This window comes from Dongia sp. (assembly GCF_041918875.1).
Lineage (GTDB): Bacteria > Pseudomonadota > Alphaproteobacteria > Dongiales > Dongiaceae > Dongia.
Genome location: NZ_JAYRUV010000005.1, coordinates 180556 through 195819 on the forward strand (window position 1 = coordinate 180556; position 15264 = coordinate 195819).

The window sequence follows — 15264 nt, forward strand, 5'->3', positions numbered from 1 at the left end:
CAACCTCACATTTTCACGTGCAAAAGGCTCATGCCATCATAAGGACAAGGAAGAGCGCGCGTCGGGGGCAGGGTTAGTAGCCGCGCACCCGATCGGCGACGTGCTGCAGCGCGAGGCCCGCCTGGTCGCGCGCGATCTGCCGGGCGATCTCGCTTAAGCCCCCGGCGGGGTCGGTGTCGCTGGCATTGTGCGGCGTCATGAAGATGCGGTTGTGGCGCCAGAAGGGGTGATCCCCGGGCAGCGGCTCCCTGGCAAAGACGTCGAGGCTGGCGGCCAGCAGCTGCCCGCTCCGGAGGGCTGCCAGCAGATCCTCTTCGACCAGGTGGGAACCCCTGCCTGCATTGATGAGGGAGGCGCCCGGCTTCAACTGCGCAAAGAGGTCGGCATTGAGGATGCCGCGCGTGGCATCGGTCAGCGGCAGCAGGCAGATGAGGATATCTAGCCCCGCCAGGAAGGCGGGCAGTTCGTCGAGGCCAGCGAAGCTTTCGATGCCGGGATTGCCCTTGCGGTGGCGCGACCAGCCGCGCACGGGAAAGCCGAATTCGGCGAGTTTCGCGCCGGCCGCCTGTCCAAGCTCGCCCAGCCCCAGGATGCCGACCGGACGTTCCCATGCCGCCGGATACCAATGCGGCGCCCAGCGGCCTTCCGCCTGCGCCTCCTCCAGCTCCCAGATGCGGCGGTGATGGCGCAATGTCTGCCACAGAACATATTCGCTCATGCCCTGGGTGAGGCCGGGTTCCACCATGCGCACGATCGAAATGGCCGGCGGGATGTCGGCGCTGCCCAGCAGGCGTTCGACCCCGGCCCCGAAACAGAAGATGGCCTTGAGATCCGGCATCGCCGCCGCAAGGCCGGCAACGGGGCGCCACATCAGCAGATATTCGATCCCCTCGAGGTCGAGCTGCGGCCGATAGGGCACCAGCTCAATCTCAGCCAGGCTGCCTGCCGCCTGCTGGAAGGATGCCAGATATTCATCGGCGCCGGCGAAGAGCAGCTTCGTCCCGGTCATTGCCGCACCGCGCCCTGATCGAGCGCTTCGTGATGAAGCGCTGCCGAGAGCAGGGCCTTGGTATAGGCCTCGCGCGGCCGCTCGAATAGGTCGGTGGCGGTCCCCGCCTCGACCACATTGCCCTGCTTCAGCACCATGACGCGATGGCTCATCGCCCGTATCACCCGGAGATCATGCGAGATGAAGAGATAGCCAAGCCGGTGGCGCCGCTGCAAGTCCCTCAGCAGGTCGACGATCTGCGCCTGCACCGACATGTCGAGCGCCGATGTGGGCTCGTCGAGCACGATGAGCTTGGGTTTCAGGATGAGGGCGCGGGCGATGGCGATGCGCTGGCGCTGGCCGCCGGAGAATTCATGCGGATAGCGATGCCGCGTTTCCGGGTCCAACCCGACTTCGCGCAACGTCTCGATGACGATTTCCTCGCGCTCCGCCGCATCGCGGCCGATTCCATGGATGCCGAGCCCTTCCGCCACGATTTCGCCGATGGAAAGCCGGGGGCTGAGCGAACCGAACGGATCCTGGAAGACGATCTGCATTTCCCGCCGCAGCGGCCGCATCTCGCCGCGACCCAGCTGGTCGATGCGGCGACCGTTGAAGTGGATCGGTCCGTCGCTGTCGATGAGGCGCAGCAGCGCCAGCGCCAGCGTGGTCTTGCCCGAGCCGGACTCACCGACGATGCCGAGCGTCTCGCCCTCGCGCAGCTGCAAATCGGCATCGACCACCGCGGGCACATAGCCGACGATGCGGCGGAAGACGCCGCGCTTGATCGGAAAGCGCACTGACAGTTTCTCGGCGCGCAGCAGTTCCGGGGCGGTATCGGCCAGCGGTTCGACCGCGCCCCTGGGCTCGGCGGCCAGCAGATGCCTTGTGTAATCGTGCCGCGGCTCGGCAAAAACCGTGGCCGTGTCGCCCTGTTCGACGATCCGGCCATGCTGCATGACGGCAACGCGGCTGCTGAATTTCCGCACCACCCCCAGATCGTGGGTGATGAGCAGGATCGCCATCCCCAGACGCCGCTGCAGGTCCATCATCAGCCCCAGGATCTGCGCCTGGATGGTGACGTCGAGCGCCGTGGTCGGCTCGTCGGCGATGAGGAGATCCGGCTCGTTGGCGAGCGCCATGGCGATCATCACGCGCTGGCGCTGGCCGCCGGACATTTCGTGCGGGAAGCTTTTCAGTTTCTGCGGCGCGTCGTCGATCTTGACCAGTTCAAGCAGGTCCAGGGCGCGCTTCCTTGCCGCCGCATCGCTGGTGGGCCTGTGCAACTGGATCGTTTCGACCAGCTGCCGCTCGACCCGGTGCAGCGGATTGAGCGACAGGGTGGGTTCCTGGAAGATCATGGCGATGCGGCCGCCGCGAACCTGCCGCAGGCGCCCGATCGGCGCGGCGAGGAGGTCTTCCATGCCGCCATTCTCGCGGGCGAAGCGGATGGCGCCGCCGGGATGCGAGGCGACCGGGTAGGGCAGCAGGCGCAGGATCGAGAGCGCCGTCACCGATTTGCCGGAGCCGGATTCGCCCACCAGCGCCAGCGTCTCGCCCTTCCCTATGCCGAGGCTTACGCCATGCACGACTTCGCGCGCGCCGAAGGCTACCGACAGATTCTCGATTTCGAGCAGCTTCCCCCCCATTAGGCATTCCCTTTACGGGGGTCGAACGCATCCCGGATAGCCTCGCCGATGAAGATGAGGAGGATGAGCATGGCGCCGATGACGCAGAACCCCGTCAGCCCCAGCCATGTCGCCTGCAGATTTTCCTTCCCTTGCGCCAGCAATTCGCCCAGCGACGGCGAACCCGGCGGCAGGCCGAAGCCGAGGAAGTCGAGCGAGGTCAAGGTCGTCACCGATCCGCCCAGCGTGAAGGGCAGGAAGGTCAAGGTCGCCACCATGGCATTGGGCAGGATGTGACGCTGCATGATGCGCCAATCGCCCAGGCCCAGCGCCTTGGCCGCGCGCACATATTCGAGATTGCGCGCGCGCAGGAATTCGGCGCGCACGACGCCCACGGGCCAGGTCCAGCTGACCAGCAGCATGATGCCGAGCAGCGTCCAGAAGCCCGGCTCGATGATGCTGGAAAGGATCATCAGGATGTAGAGGAACGGGAGGCCGCCCCAGATTTCCAGGAAGCGCTGGAAGGTGAGGTCCGTCCAGCCGCCGAAATAGCCCTGCACCGCGCCGGCGACGACGCCGACGATGGTGCTGAAGATCGTGAGGATAAGACCGAACAGAACCGAGATGCGGAAGCCGTAGATGACGCGGGCCAGCACATCGCGCGCCTGGTCGTCGGTGCCCAGCCAGTTGACCCCGTCGGGCGCGGTCGGTGCCGGGCCCGGCAGATTGGTCACCACGGTGTCATAGGAAAAGGGAATGGGCGGCCAGACCATCCAGCCGCCGCCTTGCGCCACGCGCTCGCGCAGGAACGGGCCGGTGAAATCCGCCGTGAGGCCGGCGACCCCACCGAAGACTTCCTCGCCGTAATGATGGAAGACCGGCCAGTAGAGCTCGTCCTTGTAGGAAACGAGGATCGGCCGGTCATTGGCAATGAACTCGGCCGGCAGGCTTAGCCCGAAAAGAATCAGGAACAGGATCAGCGACCAGAAACCGCGGCCGTTGGCGCGGAAATTGCGCCAGCGCCGTGCCGTGAGCGGCGACACCTTGGGTTTCGGCAGGCTCATGTCTCGCGCGCCTCGAAATCGATGCGCGGATCGACCAGCATATAGGTGATGTCGCCCACCAGCTGCATGACAAGGCCCAGCAGCGTGAACATATAGAGCGTGGCAAACATGACCGGATAGTCGCGGTCGATCGTGGCCTCCCAACCCAGCAGCCCAAGACCGTCGAGCGAGAAGATGATCTCGGTCAGCAGCGCTCCGGTAAAGAGGATTCCGACGAAGGCGCTGGGAAAGCCGGCAATGACGATCAGCATGGCATTGCGGAACACATGCCCGTAGAGGACGCGCTTCTCGCTGAGGCCCTTGGCCCGCGCCGTCGTCACATATTGGAGGTTGATCTGGTCGAGGAAGGAGTTCTTGGTAAGCAAGGTGAGGCCGGCGAAGCTGCCGATCACCAGCGACAGGATCGGCAGCGTCATGTGCCAGAAATAATCCACGATGCGCGCCGGCCAGGACAATTCGTCCCAATTGTCGGAAACGAGGCCGCGCAAGGGGAACAGGTCGAAATAGGTGCCGCCTGCAAACAGCACGACCAGCAGGATGGCGAACAGGAAGCCCGGTATGGCGGAACCGACAATGACGGCGGTACTGGTCCACACGTCGAAGGGCGACCCGTCGCGCGCGGCCTTGGCGATGCCGAGCGGGATGGAGATGCCGTAGATGATCAGCGTCGTCCACAGGCCCAGCGAGATCGATACCGGCATCTTTTCCAGAATAAGTTCGACCACCGGCCGGCCCTTGAAGAAGCTCCTGCCGAAATCGAAGGTGAGGTAGCTCTTCATCATCATCAGGAAGCGCTCGTGCATCGGCTTGTCGAAGCCGTACATGCGCTCGATCTCGGCGACGAATTTCGGGTCCAGGCCGCGGGCGCCGCGATATTTGCTGGCGCTGTCAACAGGCGTCCCTTGCGACTGGGTTCCCGTCATCACTTCGCTGCCGCCGCCACCGGTGATGCGCGCGGTGGAATCGATTGCCGTCCCTTTGAGCTTGGCAATGGTCTGCTCGACCGGCCCGCCGGGCGCCGCCTGGATGACGATGAAGTTGATGACCATGATGCCGAGCAAGGTCGGGATCATCAGCAGCAGGCGGCGGACGATATAGGCGATCATGGGGCGAGGACCGGGGCTGTGGCGATGCCCCCTCTCCCTAACCCTCCCCCACGTTGGGGGGAGGGGACCGGACCGAGTCCCTTCTTCTCCCTCCCCCCAACGTGGGGGAGGGTTAGGGAGAGGGGGTGGATCGACCGGACCCGCTCCATCGAGATCACTTCGCCTTCTTCCGGCGCAACACGGCGGCTACGATCAGCAGGACGATCAGCGCGCCGCCGCCATAGAGGACATATTTCAACGGTGAGCCGCCGCGGTCGGCCGGTGCGGGTGCCGCTGCCGCCGGTTCGGTCGGCACCGCATTCGTCGCCGCGGGCACCGCCGGTGCCTGCGCCGTCTTGGCGGCGATGGCCTTTTCCTTCGCCGGGTCGATCCACCAGCCGGAGAGACCGATGCCATAGGCGGGATCGGGCAGTTTGTCGGGTCGGCCGAACTTGTCCCAATAGGCGAGGCGCGTGGCGCTCATATGGAAGTTCGGCACCACGTAATAGCGCCACTGCAGGATGCGATCGAGGGCGCGGCAATAGGTGATGAGATCGTGGCGGCTGGGCGCTGCGATGAGATCTTCGATCAATTGGTCGATGACGGGGTCCTTGATGCCGATCTCATTGCGCCCGCCAGGGGAATCGGCGGATGCCGAGCCCCAGAATTCGCGCTGCTCATTGCCGGGCGAGGGCGATTGCCCGAAGCCCGAGACGATCATGTCGAAATCGTAATCGTCCGTGCGCTTCTGATATTGCGCCGTATCGACGGGGCGCAGATCCCCCTTCACACCCAGGCGCTGCAGCGATTTGACATAGGGCTGAACGATGCGGTCGAAGCCATCGCCGGCCTGCATCAGGAATTCGAACTCGAACGGCTTGCCGTCCTTCATCCGCCGGCCGTTTTCAAGCTTCCATCCCGCCTCCTCAAGCAGGATGGCCGCCTTGGCCAGATTGTCGGTGTTGCTGCCGCTGCCGTCGCTGACCGGGGGATTGTATTCGGTGGTGAAGACCTCGTCCGGAATCCTGCCGCGCAAGGGTTCCAGGATCTTCAGTTCCTCCGGCGACGGCAAACCCTTCGCCTCCATTTCGGAATTGCCGAAATAGCTGCGCGAACGCGTGTATTGCCCATAGAACAGCGTCTTGTTCGACCATTCGAAATCGAAAGCGAGGATCATCGCCTGACGCACCTTGGGATCCTGGAACAGGGGGCGGCGCAGATTCATGGCGAAACCCTGCATGCCATCCGGGTTGTCGTCATGGATGAGTATTTTCTTGATCCGCCCATCCTTGAGGGCCGGCGAATCATAGCCGGTCGCCCAGGTCTTGGCGGAGTTCTCGGCGCGGATATCGAAGGCGCCGGCCTTGAAGGCTTCCAGCAAGACCGTCGGATCGCGATAGTAATCCGTGCGCAGGATATCGAAATTGTTGGTGCCGATATTGACCGGCAGATCCTTGCCCCAATAATTGGGATCGCGCTCCATCGTGATCGAGCGCCCGGCCTCGAAGCTTTTGAGTTTGTAGGGACCGCTGCCGAGCGGCGGGTCTAGCGACGGCTCCTCGAAGTTGCGCCCTTCCCAGTAATGCCTGGGCAGAACCGGCAGTTCGCCCATGATGCCGGGCAATTCGCGATTGTTCTTGGTGGCGAAGGTGAACTTGACCCTGGCGGTGTCCAGCGCTTCGGCCTTTTCGACATTGGCATAATAGAAGCGATAGAGCGGCGCGCCCTTCTCCTTGAGGATGTTGAAGGAAAAGACGACGTCTTCCGGCGTGATCGCCTTGCCATCCTGCCAGCGCGCCTCTTTTCGCAACGTGAAAATAATCCAGGAATTGTCCTTGGCCACTTCCATGCTTTGGGCGATCAGGCCGTAATTGGTGAGCGTGTCGTCGTCGATGCGCGTGGTAAGCGTCTCGAACAGCCCGCCGAGGCCGGCGGCATCGCCCCGCACGATATAGGGATTGAAACTGTCGAAGCTGCCGACCGCCGCCGTCCGCAGCGTGCCGCCCTTGGGGGCGTCCGGATTGACGTAATCGAGATGCTTGAAGTCGGCCGGATATTTCGGCGCGTCATTCACCGTGACGGCATGGGTCTTGTAACTGTCTTGCGCGACAGCCTCAAAACTGGACAATGGCTGCGCCCAAAGAGCGAGCATCAGCACAAAGGCAGCAATCATTTTCGACATGGAAGGCCTTCCCGTCACGCGGCAACCGGTTTTGCGGCGAGCATAGCGGAACCTTTGCACGCTCGGAAAGCCTTGAATTTATCGAGGTTTAGCCGTTAAGAACGGCCAGCGCCTGGTCTAGCACGCGCCGGTCGCCCGCCGCCACGACTGCGTCGCCCGACCTGGTGTGGAGAGGCTTGCCTTGCCAGTCGGTGATGAGCGCGCCGGCACCTTCCAGTACCGGCACCAGCGACAGGTAATCGTAGATGCCCAGCGTTTTTTCGACGACGAGGTCGATGAAACCCGTGGCCACCATGCCGTATTGATAGCAATCGCCGCCATAGGTCGCCGATTTGGCACCGCCGGCGAGCTTGTCGTGGCGGGCGCGGTCGGCACCCTGGAACATCTGCGGCAGGGCGGCGGAAAAATAGGCGTCCTTGAGATCGGCACAGGCACGCGCCCGGACCGGGGCGCCATTGAGCGTCGTCTCGTGCCCCTTCGCCCCCAGCCACAGATCGGACAGGACCGGCATGTCGATGATTCCGAGGATCGGCTGGCCGCCCTGGGTGAGGGCGATCAGTGTCCCGAAGGTCGGCCGGCCGGTGACGAAGGCGCGGGTTCCGTCGAGCGGATCGAGCACCCAGACGAACTCCGCATCCGCACGCTCGCTGCCGAATTCCTCGCCGATGATGCCATGGGCGGGAAAGGCCTTGTTGATCGCCGCGCGCAAGGCCGCTTCGCATTCGCGGTCGGCCTTGGTGACGGGACTCTCGTCACCCTTCGAGACGATGTCGAGCCTGGTGCGGTAATAGCCGCGCAGGATCGGCCGGCTGATTTCGACGAGGCCCTTGGCCAGGGACAGGAATTCGGCCGGCGCCGATTGCACCGCAGCGGATGCCATGGTTTGACGCCTTATTGCGGCAGCGGGGCGGGCGAATCCGACTGATCGCGCAGCCAGCGCAGCAGAGCGGCGCGCTCTTCCGGCTTCTTGATGCCGGCGAAGCTCATCTTGGTGCCCTTGGCATAGGCCTTCGGGTTGGTGATGAACTGGTCGAGATGATCGTAATCCCAGGTGATGTTGAGGCCCTTGATCACGTCGGAATAGGTGAAATCATCCTTATGCGCCGAGTGGCCGCCCAGGACGCCCCAGAGATTCGGGCCGACGCGGTTGGGACCGCCGCTTTCGAAGGTGTGGCAGGTCTTGCACTTGCCGGCGACCTTCTCACCGGCCGCCGGGTCGGCAGCGGCGATGAGCGGCACCGAGGAAACCGGCGCCGCCTCCGGGGTCGCGGCAGCCGGCGCGGGCGCTGCGCCGCCTTCGGCGCCACCCTCGACGGCGGCATGTTCGGCACCGGCACCGGCCGGCGCACCATAGATAATGTTGGAGACCAGGCCGACCGAAAGGGTCAGCATGCCGCCGACCAGGACCGCGGCGGCGATCTTGTTGGCTTCCAAAGACATTCGACTTCATCCCTCATGGCTTGTGCGCAACGCTGCAGCCCCAGCGCCCGATCCGGGTCCGGGACTTACCCCGAGCGTGCACGATATATTCTGGCAGTAAGGGGCCTTAACTCGGCGCGGAATTTAACTGCTTCCGGCGTCCCTGTCCAATACCGGTGTCCAATAGGCGCGCGTCAATACCAAAGCGCGCTTCTCGGATATTTCGTGCCAATCTGGAGCGGTTCTGCCAAGCATTCGCATGCGGACGTTCGCGGCCCGCTTTGATTTCCAAGCCTTAGCGGCATAATGTCGCGGCCCCCAGGGTGGTCGGGAGGGTGGTCGTGGGGGCGGCCGGCGGGGCAAGGTGCGCCGCTTCCGCTCTGCCGCCCGCCGAACCCCGAACGACTCCGTGTGGACATGACTATCGCCCGAAATACCGACCGACCGGCCCGACCCGTCATCCTGATCCCCGCCCGCATGGCCTCGACACGCCTGCCCGACAAGCCCTTGGCCGATATCCATGGGGCACCCATGATCGTCCATGTCTGGCGCCGGGCGATGGAAGCGAAGATCGGGCCGGTCTACGTCGCCTGCGCCGAAGAGAGCATCAAACAGGCGGTCGAGGCCGCCGGCGGCCAGGCGGTGCTGACCGATCCCGGCCACCTGTCCGGGTCGGACCGCATTTTCGAGGCCCTGTGCAAAATCGACCGCGACGGCAGCTTCGATGCCGTGGTCAATGTGCAAGGCGACCTGCCGACGCTCGATCCCGCCCTCATCCGCCGCGCCCTCGACCCGCTGGCCGAGCCGGCCGTCGACATCGCGACCCTCGCCGTCGAGATTTCGCGCGAGGAGGAACGGCACGATCCCAACGTGGTGAAGGCGGTGGCTGCCTTCGCGCCGGGCGGCAGCGGCATCGCCCGCGCGCTCTATTTCAGCCGCGCCACGGCGCCGGCCAATGCCGACGGCAATGTCGGGCCGCACTACCATCATATCGGTCTCTACGCCTATCGCCGGGCGGCACTCGAGCGCTTCGTGCGCCTCGAGCCCGGCATCCTCGAGAGACGCGAGAAACTGGAGCAGTTGCGGGCGCTGGAGAACGGCATGCGCATCGACGTGGCGCTCGTTGACACCCTGCCGCTCGGTGTCGATACTCCGGCCGAACTCGAACGGGCGCGCAAGCATCTGGCACCCGGCAGATAGCCTTCCCCCACATCCGACACAGGTAGCAGCGGTTTTGACGAACAACACCATCGCCTTCCAGGGATTGCCCGGCGCCTACTCGAATCTTGCGTGCCGCGCCGCGTTTCCCGACATGACGGTCTTGCCCTGTCCGTCGTTCGAGGACATGTTCGCCGCCGTCCATGAAGGCCGCGCGCGCCTCGCCATGGTGCCGATCGAGAATTCCGTTGCCGGCCGCGTTGCCGACATCCATCACCTGCTGCCGGATTCGGGCCTGCATATCGTGGCCGAGCATTTCCAGCGCGTGAATCACCAGCTGCTGGGGATCAAGGGCGCGAGGCTCGCGGACATCAAGACCGCATCGAGCCACATCCAGGCGCTGAGCCAGTGCCGCAACAATCTCAGGGCGCTGGGTATCAAGCCGGTCGTGCATGCCGACACGGCGGGGGCCGCGGCCGACCTTGCCCAGCGTGGCGACGCGCACACCGCGGCCATCGCTTCGTCGCTGGCGGCCGAGATTTACGATCTCGACATCCTGAAGCCCGACATGGAGGACGCCGCGCACAACACGACGCGCTTCGTGGTGATGGCGCAGGAACCGATCGATCCCGATCCCGCCAAGGGGCCGATCATCACCAGCTTCGTGTTCCGCGTGCGCTCGGTGCCGGCGGCACTCTACAAGGCGCTCGGCGGTTTCGCCACCAACGGCATCAACATCACCAAGCTGGAAAGCTACATGCTCGACGGCCATTTCTCGTCGACGCAATTCTATGCCGATATCGACGGCCATCCGGACCAGCGCGCCGTGCGCCTCGCCCTCGAGGAACTATCCTTCTTCTCGCGCGAGGTGCGCATCCTCGGCGTCTATCCGGCGTCCGGCTTCCGCCAGCAGGATTGAGCCCAAGGCCGCCGCTCGCTTCAAGACAAGCGGGCAGGGCATCAATCCAGATGCCGCCAGCGCCTGACCAATTCGATGAGGTCGGGGGCGTCGAGCTGGTCCTTCTGCCAGGCCGTGTCGAAGGGCGCCGTGCTGCTGCGCGGCCGGTGTTCCTCGGCCAGGCGGTCGAAATCGATGCGGGTGGGCAGCGGCACGCCCTCGCCCACCGCGATGGCCTGGCCGTTGCGCAAGGAGGGAAGCTCGCTCATCAGGCCCTGGCTCGATTCCGGTAGGGCCGCCGCCAGGAATTCCTGGTCCTTCTGGCTGGTCATGCGCAGGGCGAAGATCGTGCTGCATTGAGAAAGCACGCTGGTCGCCAGTTCCGACGGGCGCTGGCTGATGAGGCAGAGCGAGACGCCGTATTTGCGCCCTTCCTTGGCGATCCGGCCAAGCGCGCGCTTGGTCGGCTCGAATCCGGCATGGGGGTCCGCCGGCGCATAGCGGTGCGCTTCTTCGCAGACCAGCAGCACCGGCGCCTTCTGCTCGCTCCACAGCGCGAAGTCGAAGCTCATGCGCGAGAGCAATGAGACGACCACGTTGAGGATTTCCGCCGGCACGCCCGACGTGTCGAGCACCGTGATCGGCTTGCCGGCCACCGGCACGCGAAAGAGCCGGCCCAGGATCTTCGCCATGTTGTCGCGCGTGACCAGGCCCTGCAGCGCGGCGGAGTTGCCGGCCCCCGGAAACATGAAGGCAAGGCGCCGGTCGGCCTGCATATGCTGAAAACGTTCGCGGATACGGTGATAGGCCGCCATGTCGGCCGGCCGGTCGAGCTTGCCGAGAATTGCGTCGATGATCTTGGCGATGTCGGAAAGGCGATAGGGCACCGGCGTGTCGATCGTGATCTGGGCCGCGGCTTCGAGGCTCGGTGCCATGTTGCGCTTGGCCTGCGTCACCACCTGGTTGAGGAGCACGGCGTCGGCATCGGGCTGGGGCGAACCCGTGCCGATCACCATCTCGCGAAGCTCTTCGAAATTGAGCAGCCAATAGGGCAGCTCCAGATCCTCCGGCGTCACGATCTCGGCCTGGTCCTTGAAGGCCGCGGCATATTCGTTGTGCGGATCGAGCATGATCACATGCGCATGGGCATGCTGGCTGAGGATCGCGCGCATGATGGTGACCAGGGCGCAGGACTTGCCCGAACCCGTCGTGCCCAGCACCGCGAAGTGCTTGCCCAGCAACTCGCTGGCCAGAATGTCGGCCGGTATGTCCTGGTCCTGATGCAGCGTGCCAATGCGTGCGCTGCGCTGGCCGGCACCCAGGCGCCGCGTGAAGACGCGCCTGAGATCGTCGCTGCTGGCGCGCGCCAGCTCGTCGTCGAGCGCGGGAAAAGCCGTGACACCACGCTGGAACGGCGCGTCGGCGCCGCCGCGATGATCGATTTCGCCCACCATCTCCATTTCGACCTTGCGCATTTCCTGCGGCTGGCCCGGATGGTCGGTGCAAAGCGCCGTGACGAAACCGAACACGGTCGAATGCTGGGTCAAGATCTTGACCAGTTCGCCGATATAGGGGCCGCGGGCACCGCCCTTCTCCCTTTGCAGCAGGCCGGTGACCCTGGCACCCGCGACCGCCATGACCCGGCCGAGCTGCCGGCTGCCCGGCTCGGTTGCGCTGGTTCCGATGCTTGTCAACGATAGGGCGCTCATCTCGTGCTCCCAGGATGAAGTCCGGAGGGTGAGGATTCCACGAACGTCTTATCAGGCGCTCTCTCGTGCCTGTAGCAAAGCCAGGCGCACAGTACAACGATATGTATTTAAACTCTATTTATCGAAAACACATAATATTGTGTCGATAGGACGATAATGATAATCACGCTCACCCCGGCGGCTTGCGGAGGGGCGGATTGCAATCGAGAGGGCTACGACATCATGGCGCCACCGCCCGATAACCGGGTCATCAAGGACAAGCGAATCAGCCGCGAGGCGCTGCAGCGCCTGGGCAAGCTGCATGTCGACTGGGTTGTCGGCCGGCCTTCCGGCAAGCGCGCCATGCTGGAGAATTGCAACTTCAGCGGGCTCGATCTCAGCCATATGAATTTTTCGGACGGTGTCTTCATCTCCTGCAAGTTCAGCGATTGCGAAGGGCGCGGCGTCAAATTCACCAGTGCCATCCTGCGCAGCGCCTGCTTCGACCGCGCCGACCTCACCAACGCCGATTTCCAGCGCGCCGATCTCAGAAGCGCATCCTTCGAAGACGCCACCATGATCGGCGCCACGCTCGACCGGTCCGATATCCGCCGCGATGCGCATAGCGAGGAAGTGTCGTCCTTCAAGGGCGCCATCCTGACGCGCGCCAATTTCGCCGACAGCAAGATGAAGGGAGCCGATCTTTCCGGCGCGGTGCTCGAGAAGACCAATCTCAGCAACGCCGACCTGCGCGGGGCCTCCTTCCGGCAGGCCGAAATGACAGGTGTCGTCCTGGCGGGCGCCACCATGGCCGACAGCGATTTTTCGGGCGCGGTACTCGACAAGAGCATGGAAGGCAAACTCGACTTCACCGCCAAGGCGCCGGTGCGCAAGAAGCTCGATGAAACCAAACTCAGCCTCGTGCTCGACGAACATCATCGCTGGGTGCTTTCCCTCGGCACAGAGGGCAAACGCGCCAACCTCGCCGGCCTGGACCTGTCCGGCGCCGATTTTTCCGGGCGCAATCTCGCCGCCGCCAATTTCAACGGCGCGACGCTTGCCGGCACGCGGTTCGAAGGGGCCTGGCTGATGGCGGCGGATTTCCGCGCCGCCAATATGCTGCGCGCAAATCTCACCAAGGCCGATCTGCGCGGGGCTGATTTCACCCAGGCGCATCAGCGCGACATCGACGTCAAGGAATGCGTGATCGGCGCCCTGCCCGGCTGCGATCTCATCACGCGCGGCCTGCGGGCAAAGGCCGCCGCTAAAGCTTGACCCAATCCTCGATCAGCCGGCGCGAGATGGAATCGGCGCGCGGCAGGCGAAAGGTTTCATTCTCCGGCGAATTCAAAAGCTCCATGCGCGTCATCCAGCGCGCGGATTCGATCTCGCCATCCTGGAGGTCGAACGCTTCGCTGTCGCTTTCGGCCGTGAAGCCCAGCATCAGCGAGGCCGGAAACGGCCAGGGCTGCGACCCGAAATAGCGGATGTTCCGGACCCGCAGGCCGACCTCCTCGAACACTTCGCGCGCCACCGCATCTTCCAGGCTTTCGCCCGGTTCGACGAAACCCGCTAGAACCGAATGCATGCCCTGCGCCCACATGCCCTGGCGCGCCATCAATATGCGGTTGCCGCAGGTCACGCGCATGATCACGGCCGGATCGGTGCGCGGAAACTGCACGGTCGCACAGGCGCGGTCGGTGCATTGACGCTGATGCCCGGCGGCTTTCACTTCCGTGGGCGCGCCGCACACACCGCAATAGCGGTGGCGCTGATGCCAATAGGCAAGGCCGCGAGCGTAAGCAAGCAGGGCGCCGTCGCGCTGCGGCAGCAGGGGACCGATGCCGCGCAATTCCTGGAATTCACCCAGTTCCATCGCCGCATGTTCGTCGAGCACCGAAAGATCGAGCGCGAAATGCGCCACGCCGCCATCGACGCCGAGCAGAATCACCGTTTCCGCCCGGGCGATGAGATCGGCCTGCGCGATGGGATCCAGCAGCCGCAATTGCGGGATTTCCGCCGATTCGACCAGATGCCGCAGGCGCCAGACCGGATAGAGCCGGCTATTGGGATCGGCAAGGCGCGCGCGCAGCCAGCCCTGATCCTCGCGGCGCTGGGCGCTGCGGTCGAAATTGCCGGTGGCATAGAAGTAAGTCTGCATTTTGAAAATTCGTTAATCCCAACTGCGCGATTGTCATATTCCCGTTTACGCATCTTGACGATGCGTGTGCCTCGGCACATTTACGTTAACGGTCAATATACCCTGTTTGACCTTTTGCCCACTTCGGCGGATCATGCCGCCACATCCGGACCGACTTGGCCGGATATCCACTTTGACCAGAACCATATGCCGAAATCCTATGTTTGACATGAGCGTTTCGCGTCGGCAATTGCTCTCCACCGCCTTGCGTCATGCATTGGCTGCAACGGCGGCGGCTGCCTTTTTCCTGCCGATCTCGACATTGGCCGATTCGACCTCGATCAACACCTCGTCGGGTGCCACGCAATCGGCTTCGGCCGAAGCCGGCTTCCCCTTCGCCCCGCCCCGCGGCCGCTTCATCTACACCATCACCCGTGACGGGGACCCGATCGGCACGCAGAAGCTTGACTTTCTGCAGGACGGCAGCAATCGCCTGACCGTTATCACCGATGTCGAGATCGATGTGCGCATGCTGGGCCTCAGCTTCTATAAATTCACCCAGCATATCGAGGAGCATTGGGTGGACGGCGAATTGCAGGCGATGCTCTCGGAAACCAACGATGACGGCGAGGAGCGCACGGTCGATCTGACGCGCAAGGGCGATCGCCTGCAAGGCAAGTACAACGAAAAAACGCGCGACATTCCCGGCGACATCATCCCTTCGACACTGTGGCATCCGGATGCGATAAGACAGAAGACCGTGCTGGATACGGTGCGCGCACGCCAGCATCAGGTAGTGGTCGACGACAAGGGCGAAGTGCCGCTCATCCTGCCCGTCGGACAGGTCGAGGCGCGTCATTATTCCTTCACCGGCGAACTCAATCGCGATGTCTGGTACGGGCCCGACGGCATCATCCTGCAGGCCGAGATGAAGGCCAAGGACGGTTCCGTCATCCGCCAGCAATTGCTGGACCGACCGTAGCGGATTCCCCCTTCGGAATCCGTTCCAGGGCG

13 protein-coding genes are annotated in these 15264 nt (G+C 64.1%); 4 read left to right on the plus strand and 9 right to left on the minus strand.

What is annotated here, in order from left to right:
* Positions 1 to 73 precede the first annotated feature (73 nt).
* The 7 genes from ACE3TY_RS07490 to ACE3TY_RS07520 all read right to left on the minus strand — a co-directional run bounded on the left by ACE3TY_RS07490 (position 74) and on the right by ACE3TY_RS07520 (position 8387).
* On the minus strand, positions 74 to 1009 hold the full coding sequence (locus ACE3TY_RS07490) for a 2-hydroxyacid dehydrogenase (protein WP_374652358.1): 936 nt from the start codon (positions 1007 to 1009) through the stop codon (positions 74 to 76).
* A complete protein-coding gene (locus ACE3TY_RS07495; protein ID WP_374652360.1) occupies positions 1006 to 2637 on the minus strand; it encodes an ABC transporter ATP-binding protein in 1632 nt (543 codons plus the stop codon). The genes ACE3TY_RS07490 and ACE3TY_RS07495 overlap by 4 nt, the downstream gene beginning before the upstream one ends.
* The gene (locus ACE3TY_RS07500; protein WP_374652362.1) at positions 2637 to 3680 is read right to left on the minus strand and encodes an ABC transporter permease; all 1044 of its coding nucleotides are present in this window, start codon (positions 3678 to 3680) and stop codon (positions 2637 to 2639) included. The genes ACE3TY_RS07495 and ACE3TY_RS07500 overlap by 1 nt, the downstream gene beginning before the upstream one ends.
* Positions 3677 to 4786, minus strand: coding sequence for a microcin C ABC transporter permease YejB (locus ACE3TY_RS07505; RefSeq protein WP_374652364.1), 1110 nt, complete (start codon positions 4784 to 4786; stop codon positions 3677 to 3679). The genes ACE3TY_RS07500 and ACE3TY_RS07505 overlap by 4 nt, the downstream gene beginning before the upstream one ends.
* A 154-nt stretch (positions 4787 to 4940) precedes the next feature.
* The gene (locus ACE3TY_RS07510) at positions 4941 to 6947 is read right to left on the minus strand and encodes an extracellular solute-binding protein (RefSeq protein ID WP_374652366.1); all 2007 of its coding nucleotides are present in this window, start codon (positions 6945 to 6947) and stop codon (positions 4941 to 4943) included.
* An 88-nt stretch (positions 6948 to 7035) separates the two neighbouring features.
* Positions 7036 to 7827, minus strand: coding sequence for a histidinol-phosphatase (gene hisN, locus ACE3TY_RS07515; RefSeq protein WP_374652368.1), 792 nt, complete (start codon positions 7825 to 7827; stop codon positions 7036 to 7038).
* A gap of 11 nt (positions 7828 to 7838) precedes the next feature.
* Positions 7839 to 8387: a cytochrome c family protein gene (locus ACE3TY_RS07520; protein WP_374652370.1), complete on the minus strand. Its 549-nt coding sequence runs from the start codon at positions 8385 to 8387 to the stop codon at positions 7839 to 7841.
* A gap of 396 nt (positions 8388 to 8783) precedes the next feature.
* Here ACE3TY_RS07520 and ACE3TY_RS07525 point away from each other — a divergent pair, with 396 nt between their 5' ends.
* Entirely contained in the window at positions 8784 to 9566 is a 783-nt protein-coding gene (locus ACE3TY_RS07525; RefSeq protein ID WP_374652372.1) for a 3-deoxy-manno-octulosonate cytidylyltransferase, read from the plus strand.
* A 34-nt stretch (positions 9567 to 9600) separates the two neighbouring features.
* Positions 9601 to 10443, plus strand: a complete 843-nt coding sequence (locus tag ACE3TY_RS07530; RefSeq protein ID WP_374652374.1) for a prephenate dehydratase — start codon at positions 9601 to 9603, stop codon at positions 10441 to 10443.
* 41 nt (positions 10444 to 10484) lie between these two features.
* Here the strand turns inward: ACE3TY_RS07530 and ACE3TY_RS07535 are convergent, their stop codons facing one another.
* A complete protein-coding gene (locus ACE3TY_RS07535; RefSeq protein WP_374652376.1) occupies positions 10485 to 12131 on the minus strand; it encodes an ATP-binding protein in 1647 nt (548 codons plus the stop codon).
* A 222-nt stretch (positions 12132 to 12353) separates the two neighbouring features.
* On the opposite strand from ACE3TY_RS07535, the gene ACE3TY_RS07540 reads away from it, so the two are divergent.
* Entirely contained in the window at positions 12354 to 13385 is a 1032-nt protein-coding gene (locus ACE3TY_RS07540) for a pentapeptide repeat-containing protein (protein ID WP_374652378.1), read from the plus strand.
* Here the strand turns inward: ACE3TY_RS07540 and nudC are convergent.
* Positions 13375 to 14271: an NAD(+) diphosphatase gene (nudC, locus tag ACE3TY_RS07545; RefSeq protein WP_374652380.1), complete on the minus strand. Its 897-nt coding sequence runs from the start codon at positions 14269 to 14271 to the stop codon at positions 13375 to 13377. The genes ACE3TY_RS07540 and nudC overlap by 11 nt on opposite strands.
* A gap of 208 nt (positions 14272 to 14479) precedes the next feature.
* Here nudC and ACE3TY_RS07550 point away from each other — a divergent pair, with 208 nt between their 5' ends.
* Positions 14480 to 15232, plus strand: coding sequence for a DUF6134 family protein (locus ACE3TY_RS07550; RefSeq protein ID WP_374652382.1), 753 nt, complete (start codon positions 14480 to 14482; stop codon positions 15230 to 15232).
* Positions 15233 to 15264 lie beyond the last annotated feature (32 nt).

Coding starts and splice junctions, on each gene's coding strand:
- ACE3TY_RS07490 (WP_374652358.1), bottom strand. CDS start 1,009: ATGACCGGGACGAAGCTGCTCTTCGCCGGCGCCGATGAATATCTGGCA.
- ACE3TY_RS07495 (WP_374652360.1), bottom strand. CDS start 2,637: ATGGGGGGGAAGCTGCTCGAAATCGAGAATCTGTCGGTAGCCTTCGGC.
- ACE3TY_RS07500 (WP_374652362.1), bottom strand. CDS start 3,680: ATGAGCCTGCCGAAACCCAAGGTGTCGCCGCTCACGGCACGGCGCTGG.
- ACE3TY_RS07505 (WP_374652364.1), bottom strand. CDS start 4,786: ATGATCGCCTATATCGTCCGCCGCCTGCTGCTGATGATCCCGACCTTG.
- ACE3TY_RS07510 (WP_374652366.1), bottom strand. CDS start 6,947: ATGTCGAAAATGATTGCTGCCTTTGTGCTGATGCTCGCTCTTTGGGCG.
- hisN (WP_374652368.1), bottom strand. CDS start 7,827: ATGGCATCCGCTGCGGTGCAATCGGCGCCGGCCGAATTCCTGTCCCTG.
- ACE3TY_RS07520 (WP_374652370.1), bottom strand. CDS start 8,387: ATGTCTTTGGAAGCCAACAAGATCGCCGCCGCGGTCCTGGTCGGCGGC.
- ACE3TY_RS07525 (WP_374652372.1), top strand. CDS start 8,784: ATGACTATCGCCCGAAATACCGACCGACCGGCCCGACCCGTCATCCTG.
- ACE3TY_RS07535 (WP_374652376.1), bottom strand. CDS start 12,131: ATGAGCGCCCTATCGTTGACAAGCATCGGAACCAGCGCAACCGAGCCG.
- ACE3TY_RS07540 (WP_374652378.1), top strand. CDS start 12,354: ATGGCGCCACCGCCCGATAACCGGGTCATCAAGGACAAGCGAATCAGC.
- nudC (WP_374652380.1), bottom strand. CDS start 14,271: ATGCAGACTTACTTCTATGCCACCGGCAATTTCGACCGCAGCGCCCAG.
- ACE3TY_RS07550 (WP_374652382.1), top strand. CDS start 14,480: ATGAGCGTTTCGCGTCGGCAATTGCTCTCCACCGCCTTGCGTCATGCA.